Annotated in this window: 1 protein-coding gene; it reads right to left on the reverse strand. The window is 46.1% G+C overall.

Annotated elements, in window-relative coordinates; all coding sequences use genetic code 11:
• The coding region (locus tag R8N47_RS25425) for a TolC family protein (protein ID WP_318186134.1) at positions 1–687 on the reverse strand (687 nt) is incomplete at both ends.

The raw sequence follows: 687 nt of genomic DNA on the forward strand, positions 1-687 counted from the left end.
GCTTCTAGCGCAGATCTCGCTGAAACTACCGATTGCTCATACGCTTTTAACGCACCAATAGAAGCGTTGATGTTGTTGTTTTGTGCGCGAACATCTTTCACTACGCTACGGTACTGAGCTTCAAGATCTTCGCTTGCTGCAACGTACGCAAACTCAGCTTGTTTGGTTTGTGATGTCACGTTGCCGCCAGTGTAAAGTGGCACTGCTAGGTTAACGCCAATATTGAAGCCGTCGCTTGTACGGTCACTATTTGCATTACGGCCAAGACCACTGTTGTAGTTACTTTCTGTGCCTGAATAATCACCGTAGTTGTAACCACCATCTAGAGATAAAGTTGGTAGGTGACCAGAGCTAGCTAGTGAGATGTTGTCGCGCGCGATGTCTTGAGAAATACGAGCTGACAATAGGCTAAGGTTCTTCGTTTTCGCTTCATCGATCAACGTTTCAGCAGGGCTGTTCGTACGTGTTGCAGAGAAACGGTTAGTATCAAGAACGTTTAAGTTTTTGTGTTCTTGACCTGTGATTTCACGTAGCGATTCGTAGCTGTTGATCAGGTCATTTTCTGCCAACACTTCATCCGCTAGTACTGCATCGTACTGAGCTTGTGCGTCGTGAACGTCAGTAATTGCCGACAAACCAACTTCAAAGCGTTGTTTTGTTTGTTCTAGTTGGCGACCAACGGCTGCT

It is taken from the genome of Vibrio sp. 2132-1 (assembly GCF_033344315.1).